The following is a 6,388-nucleotide window of genomic DNA, read 5'->3' on the forward strand; positions in this document are numbered from 1 at the left end:
AGCCTTACCTCCCTCTTCCCTCTTCCCTCTTCCCTCTTCCCTCTTCCTTCTTCCCTCTTCCTTCTTCCTTCTTCCTTACCTTTGCTATACAAGACCGATGCTACCGGACATGATATTATCTCCTGAATTATGAATTATGAATTATGAATTCTAAATTCTAAATTCTAAATTCTAAATTCTGAATTATTTGTCTAAAGGGTGATGTTCTGCCAATAGTTTTTCAACTTTTGCTTCATCAAGTCTGGCAGTTATCCTTTGATATTCGTGATTATCTCTAATAGTTTTTGCTAGGGTAAAAGTGGAGCCTACTGAGAATGTTAAACCCATTCCTAAAAAGCCTTTAATCCAATTATCTACAGGTAGGTAAAAAATGCCGATCGCTGTGCCAGAAGTAGCTAGAATAAAGGAAGCCCAAACTTGAAGTATCCATGCAGCAGTATCTTTTTGTTGAGCATATTTATTAGTCATAAAATTATTACCTCAAATCAAAGTTTTTGGCTGATTTATTCATATTTTATATGTATAAACTTACAGTAATATTAGTAGAGTGACAGTTTGAATATAGGCACAGGTCATTTCAGTTATCAGTTATCAGTTATCAGTTATCAGTTATCAGTTATCAGTTATCAGTTATTAGTTATTAGTTATTAGTTATTAGTACCTCTGCAATACAGCGCTTTTCAAATTGATGAACCACATCTTCACACCTTGTAGGGACGTTCCATGGAACGTCCCTACTGTGGTCTACCCAAATAAAAAATGTAGATTAGATCAAAAATTAATTTAATTTATAGATTTGTCTAATAGACATCTCCAATAATAAAAAATCAAATCAATTATCACACAGAAATTATCAAAATTTTCCCCCTACTGCCTACTGCCTATTGCCTCTTTTCTGGATTTGTCTAATAATACTAAATTTGATATTAAACAGGATTTAGTATTATTAGAACTTAGGCGATCGCTAAAAATTAATTTTTCTTTTGTTGATTCTTTTGTTCCATAACTATTTCTTTCATGGCTTGAAATGAACGAGAATTTGATGCACCTTCAATAGCTTTCACTGCTAAATCTTGAACCTGTGTCAAGGTAGAATCTAATTGTGCAGATAAATTTTTAATCCGTTGTTCTTGATTTTGAATTGTCTGCTGTAAAGATTGAATCCGTAGTTCATAAAATTGCTTTTCTCCTTCTACTTCTTTTGCTAACAAATCAGATTTAACTTTCGCCTGATAAGTACCAATGTTTCGCCCATTTTCCTTACCGTTATTAATATTAGACTCTAGTTCTTTTTTAAAGTTTTCTACCTCAGCTTTTACCTCTGCAAATTCTTTTTCCCGTTCAGAAATAGACTGCTCTCTTTCAGACCACATTTTCTCTTGTTGCTGTTGAAATTCTTCTAATTCCTTATACAAGTTTTTCTTATTTTGTTCATACTGGTCAATATCAAGATTGTATTGCAAATTCAAGTCATATTCATAAGTTTCTTCATCTCGTTGGCGAGTTTTATCTTGCTGTTCATTTCGTTCTTTTATTGTGCGTTGATATTCCTGTTGTTCCTTTGACCAAGCTTGTTTACTTGACTCTATTTCTTGTTGTAATTCTTCTTGGCGATCGCTAAATTCTGTCTCAAATTCTTTAGCGCTTTGTTCATACTGTTGAATCAAATTATCTAAGGTATTTTCCTCGATATTTTCTAAATTATGCAAATTGTTTAATTGTTGAATTTCTTCTGTCACTTGTTGTCGAACTTCTTCTAATTTAGTTGCTTCTGAAGTAAGTTTTTCTGATAATTCGCTGATAGCTCCACCAAAGCCACTTTGCACCATCAACAAATTTTCAATTGTGTACTGCATACTTGGTTTGTTACGAGTTTGATTTAAGTTCATAAATTTTGTCACTTCTTTTTCTGGTTTTTTTGATATTGAATCGACAGAGGTTTTAGCTGTAGTTTTACTTTCCTGACTTAGCTGATTTACTTCTGCTTCTAGGGCAGACTTTTCTTTTTTTAATTCTGCCAAAGCTTCTAAAATTTCAGCTTTGGTATTTTTAGAATTAACTCTTTTAGCCATTTTTTTTCTCCTGTTAAATTTGCAATTTTTCGATTGATTTTAGGTGCAATATAGCTGGGAAAATTTGGTATAAATACCACCTAAATATTTATACCAATTGAAATAGCAGTCAGCGGTCAGCGGCCAGCTATCAGCTTCTCAAGGTGTATAATGGGGGATAAAAACCCCCATAAAAGGCGCACCACGGGCTTTTTCAAATATAGTGGGGGACTTAAACCCTTAGATTTTTAGCTGAAGTCCGCAGTTCCTCTGCAAGAGGCTAGCTAAATGCTTACGAGCTACTGGATAGAGTAGACAAATCTTAGGGTTGCTGAATGGCTATATGATGAATTTAGTTTATAGCTTTTATCACAGTTGAAGGAAAGGTTAAAACTCAGAAAACGTAAGATTTTTTCTTCTTCCTTCTTCCTTCTTCCCTCTTACTTCTTCCTTCTTCCTTATGATGAATGTAGTTTATAGCTTTTATCACAGTTGAAGGAAAGGTTAAAACTCAGAAAACGTAAGATTTTTTCTTCTTCCTTCTTCCTTCTTCCCTCTTACTTCTTCCTTCTTCCTTCTTCCTTCTTCCTTTCAACAACAACTACTTAGCTTGAGAACCGTTATTAGAACTAGCAAAAGCTCTCATAGCTAAATCTTGTGCTTGCTTCATTGCCTCTTGTAACTGAGTAGAAATATCATTAATTTGTTCAGTTTGTCGCTCAATTGTTTCTTCTAAAGATTCAATCTTTAACTCATAACCATTCTTCATTCCTTCCCACTCTTTAGCAAATAAATCTTCTTTAACTTTTGCCTGTCTGCTTGCTTCTTTAATTGCGTCATCTTTCGCTTTCACATAAGCCTGCTTCAACTCTTCTTCAAAACCTTCAACTTTCTGTCTGTTTTCTTCAAATTCAGCTTGATTTTCTGCCAAATAACTTTCTCTTTCCTGCCATTTTTTTTCCTTCTCTTGATTTAACTCCTGTAATTCTCGCTCCAAATTCCGCTTCATTTCTTCATATTCATCCGTTTCAATTTTACGCTGATGTTCCAATTCATATTGATAGTCAGCAGCTTCATTTTCTCGTCGTTTAATTAACAATTGATTTTCTTCTGCAATTGCAACTTCATACTCTTGTTGTTCCTTTTGCCAAGCTTTTCGCTTAGTCGTCATATCCTTGGCAATATTTTCTTGATGCTCGCTAAAATTCTGCTCTAAAAATCCTAATTTTTCTTGATGTTCTTGAGTTAAAATATGCAAAGCATCAGCAACAACACGAACTTTTTGTAACTCTTGCAAATGTTGATTTTCAATTTCAATTGCAAGTTTTAACTCCTCAAGTTTAGTAGATTCTTGATGCAAATTGTCTAATAACTGATTAACAATACTACCAAAATCTAATTGTAAATCAGCCAAACCTTTAACAATACTATCTGCAGTATAAGTAGCAGCAGTTTCTAGAATTTGTTTCCCTTTTTCTTTCTCTGCTTCCTCCTCCTTAGTTGCTACTTTTGATGCAAGATTTTTCTTAGCAGCTAAAATTTCTTCAAATGATTTCATCACTCTAAAATTGCTACTTTCTGATGCAGTTTGTGTCATTTTTTTTCTCCCTAATATTGATGATTTTAACTAGCTTTCATCTCCATAAATCACTCGCTGTTTGCGGAGCATGAACTTAGGAAATGCTAACTATTTAAATGCCGTTTGCGGAAAATTTCGTCAGGAAAAGCTTTTTAATGTGATATAGTGAAAACTAACCGAATAATTGAGGTTTAAAGCCTCTCCTTTAAAGGATAAACAAGAAAAAATTTTCATTATTAGTCAATCTTCTTCTTTTCAAGGAGAGGTAATTATTAATTATTAATTATTAATTATTAATTGTTTAACCCTAGTTTCCGAAGTTGCTTCAAAATATCTTCATATTCTTGGGCAGTATTTAATTTTTTCTTAGTAGTTTCTGGCGCTAATGACTTAAGAATTTTCTGGCATTTTTCACAGCGATTTCCTTTCCAGCAGTAGCAATTATCTACTAACTCTAAAAGAGTTGATTTTAAGCGACTATTTTCTGTCAGTAATGCCTGGTAGTTATTTTGAATAGATTCAACAACTAAAGTAATATGTTGTAAATCTTGACTGAAGTTTTCTATGTCATTAATAGTATCAGTTCTAATTTGATGTTTAACTTTTAATTTCCCCCGTAAACTATCTTCCCATTCCTGTTTTTTTGGTTTTTTGGCACTCTGATAAATCCTGAATTTAGCAATTTTGCTCATTTGCACCTCTTTAAGTTTTTCCAATTTTTTTCTTGGTATATGGCATAAGTCAGAAGGCAGAAGGAAAAATCTTACCTGGTCTAAGTTTTAGATTCTTGAGGTGAGAATCCCCATCAACCCCATTCTCCTGACTTCTGACTCCTGACTCCTGACTCCTTCTTCAAGAAGATAATGCAGCAGTTAAAGACTCATTCCCCTGTGGTAAAGCTTTATCATCACTAACATTTAAACTCAGCAAAGAATTTTGTTCGCTATTAGTATGAGCTACCATCAAACTAGCAGTTTCTTCAGCAGATAAATTATCTAAGCAAACCATTTTCCTAGTTCCTTCTAAATCAATCATTCTTGATAGATTATTTTCGTCAGAAAGAACTGCCGCTGCCTGATGAATAATTGACCAATCTGTACGTTCTTGCCAACGCCATTTTAAGCTGTAATAATTGATAGGTTTTACCACACCATTTTCATCTGGTTTTTGACCGCTATGCTTCACAAATTCAGGAAGAAAAATCCCTGTTGCTGGCTCCACTCCTTGACTTTGAACTGAAGCAATTAAACGATTAAAATCATTCAAAGAACGACCTTTAATATATGTCACCATTAACACTCCATGAGGTAATTCTCCTGACTCAGCAATAAACCAAATTTGACCCCATAATGTATTAATTGTTTGACCTAAATTCCCGAAAAATTTGCTAAATTTGATGATTGTCATTGAGATTTTAGAACCATAATCTGTGTCTCCAATCACCCATTGTCCTGACTGACAATTATTACGAACTGCAATAGGAATTTCTGGTACCAATAAAGCTTGTTTCGGTTTAGCTCCAAACACATAAATTTTTGCTTTAACATTAGAATTAGACATCTTTTATTTCCTTGAATCTGATTTTTTGCCTGCTTTGAAGAAAGTAGTAGGTTATAGAAGAAAAAAATTATTTAACTCCTAAAACCCACGAATTAAGTAGTAAGTTGTAAGAACAAAAAAATTACCGAAAAATTCAGCTATAAAGCCTCTGCATTCATGAAGAAAAAAGCGGTCGAGGGATGGCGAGGTCTCCTCGCCATATCCAATCGACCAAGAGAAGAAAAAAAATTCTTTTATCGAATCCTCTTATTTATAAGAAAAGGTAATTCTAAATTCTTAATTCTAAATTCTAAATTCTTGAACTAAAACCTAATACCTAAAACCTTCTTACAAGCTAATTAGGGCTTGCTGATTAAATCTAAAAGTACTCTCTGCTCCCCTACTCCCCCACTCCCCCACTCCCCCCCACTCCTCTACTTCCCTACTTCCCCACTTCCCCACTCCCCCACTCCCCTACTCCCCCCACTCCCCCACTCCCCCACTCCCCCACTCCTGAAAAGACTCAGCAAACCCTAATTAATTAGATGTGTCGCCTTTGCAGGTTGTGGATATTGATAATCTGTAGTTGCTTCCTGCTGCGCCTTAATAATTCGCAATGCTCCCAACAAATGCTCTAACATTTCTATGTGAGCAGGAGTAAAGTGAATACTGAAGCCTTCCCCATCTCTTGCATACCCAGGGCAAACAAGAGAAGCTGAATTCTGTTCTTCATGGGTGGCAATATACAGCCAGTCTTCGTCTTCTAATTTGTAGTGTGTATCTGTCCAGGTTCTCAGCATAATGCTATCCTCCAGGTGAGCTGTACTTGTTGAGACTCTCATAAATTTACAATTAGCCAACTTGAGCATGACTCCATATATAGGGCTTAAATTTAAGTCAATTAAATTTCAACCTTACCAGTAGTGTCTCAGAAGTTGATTTTTTCAACTAAATTTATTGTAGCGCTAGTTGATTTTATCGTCAAGGCTTTGGTTGAAATTTTCGTCAAAGTTGCTTAAAATACTTATTAGGAGGTAAAAGCCGTGGAAAAAGTTTTGGAAAGTTAATTAGAAAGGCCCGTAAAGAGAAAGGATATTCCCAACGAGAGTTGGCCAAATTCTTAGGAGTGGACTTTACATATTTGTCCAAGCTAGAGAACGATCGCGCCGACTATGCACCAAAAGAAGAAGTGATTCGTGGGTTAGCAAGGAATCTCGAT

Annotated in this window: 7 protein-coding genes; 1 reads left to right on the forward strand and 6 read right to left on the reverse strand. The window is 34.7% G+C overall.

Annotated features, from left to right (window positions below):
* Positions 1-183: 183 nt before the first annotated feature.
* From SAGCYANO_RS13835 to SAGCYANO_RS13860, 6 genes are all read right to left on the reverse strand, one after another.
* Entirely contained in the window at positions 184-468 is a 285-nt protein-coding gene (locus SAGCYANO_RS13835) for a YiaA/YiaB family inner membrane protein (RefSeq protein ID WP_202220606.1), read from the reverse strand.
* 503 nt (positions 469-971) lie between these two features.
* Positions 972-2,072: a hypothetical protein gene (locus SAGCYANO_RS13840; RefSeq protein WP_202220607.1), complete on the reverse strand. Its 1,101-nt coding sequence runs from the start codon at positions 2,070-2,072 to the stop codon at positions 972-974.
* A 580-nt stretch (positions 2,073-2,652) separates the two neighbouring features.
* On the reverse strand, positions 2,653-3,648 hold the full coding sequence (locus tag SAGCYANO_RS13845) for a hypothetical protein (RefSeq protein WP_202220608.1): 996 nt from the start codon (positions 3,646-3,648) through the stop codon (positions 2,653-2,655).
* 275 nt (positions 3,649-3,923) lie between these two features.
* A complete protein-coding gene (locus SAGCYANO_RS13850; RefSeq protein WP_237396143.1) occupies positions 3,924-4,322 on the reverse strand; it encodes a hypothetical protein in 399 nt (132 codons plus the stop codon).
* Positions 4,323-4,482: 160 nt separating this feature from the next.
* Positions 4,483-5,190, reverse strand: coding sequence for a hypothetical protein (locus SAGCYANO_RS13855; protein WP_202220609.1), 708 nt, complete (start codon positions 5,188-5,190; stop codon positions 4,483-4,485).
* Positions 5,191-5,702: 512 nt separating this feature from the next.
* Positions 5,703-5,969: a hypothetical protein gene (locus tag SAGCYANO_RS13860; protein WP_202220610.1), complete on the reverse strand. Its 267-nt coding sequence runs from the start codon at positions 5,967-5,969 to the stop codon at positions 5,703-5,705.
* Positions 5,970-6,235: 266 nt separating this feature from the next.
* Between SAGCYANO_RS13860 and SAGCYANO_RS13865 the strand changes: the two genes are divergently transcribed.
* Positions 6,236-6,388: helix-turn-helix domain-containing protein (locus tag SAGCYANO_RS13865; protein WP_202220615.1), on the forward strand; the 153-nt coding region annotated here is incomplete at its 3' end.

This window comes from Okeania sp. KiyG1 (genome assembly GCF_014132355.1).
In the GTDB taxonomy this organism is placed as follows: Bacteria; Cyanobacteriota; Cyanobacteriia; order Cyanobacteriales; family Microcoleaceae; genus Okeania.

Bases quoted from the DNA above. Each gene is read 5' to 3' on its own strand.
- SAGCYANO_RS13855 (WP_202220609.1), bottom strand. From the start codon at position 5,190: ATGTCTAATTCTAATGTTAAAGCAAAAATTTATGTGTTTGGAGCTAAA.
- SAGCYANO_RS13840 (WP_202220607.1), bottom strand. From the start codon at position 2,072: ATGGCTAAAAGAGTTAATTCTAAAAATACCAAAGCTGAAATTTTAGAA.
- SAGCYANO_RS13845 (WP_202220608.1), bottom strand. From the start codon at position 3,648: ATGACACAAACTGCATCAGAAAGTAGCAATTTTAGAGTGATGAAATCA.
- SAGCYANO_RS13835 (WP_202220606.1), bottom strand. From the start codon at position 468: ATGACTAATAAATATGCTCAACAAAAAGATACTGCTGCATGGATACTT.
- SAGCYANO_RS13850 (WP_237396143.1), bottom strand. From the start codon at position 4,322: ATGAGCAAAATTGCTAAATTCAGGATTTATCAGAGTGCCAAAAAACCA.
- SAGCYANO_RS13860 (WP_202220610.1), bottom strand. From the start codon at position 5,969: ATGCTGAGAACCTGGACAGATACACACTACAAATTAGAAGACGAAGAC.